This window comes from Erwinia sp. S38 (genome assembly GCF_016624545.1).
Classification (GTDB): domain Bacteria; phylum Pseudomonadota; class Gammaproteobacteria; order Enterobacterales; family Enterobacteriaceae; genus Erwinia; species Erwinia coffeiphila.
The window spans coordinates 1-307 of record NZ_JACVTS010000087.1; the positions used below are offsets into that span (position 1 = coordinate 1).

A 307-nucleotide genomic window follows, 5' to 3' on the forward strand; every position below is an offset into this window, starting at 1 on the left:
GTCTCTGTCTCTGTCTCTGTCTCTGTCTCTGTCTCTGTCTCTGTCTCTGTCATTTTTGTACTGCAACATCATCGGTTTGAGAGGAAAAACCGTGTGTTTTATAATCACTTGCCGCAATATTTGCCTGTAAAACAGCCAAAAGAATTCAAATGTTCACAAAATCAACAAAATAGCGAAAAATAATCTTGGCAAACGAAAAAACTCCCCCTATACTGCGCTCCATCAGTTACCGGCACCTTAGCCGAAGCTGATACCGTGTGGAAGCGTGGCCGAGTGGCTGAAGGCACCGGTCTTGAAAACCGGCGAC

General features: G+C 45.3%; 1 protein-coding gene. It reads left to right on the forward strand.

Annotated features, from left to right (window positions below):
- Nucleotides 1–183 (forward strand): hypothetical protein (locus IBT46_RS27535; RefSeq protein WP_234480330.1); only part of this gene is annotated, 183 nt, incomplete at its 5' end.
- Between the last annotated feature and the right edge of the window lie 124 nt (nucleotides 184–307).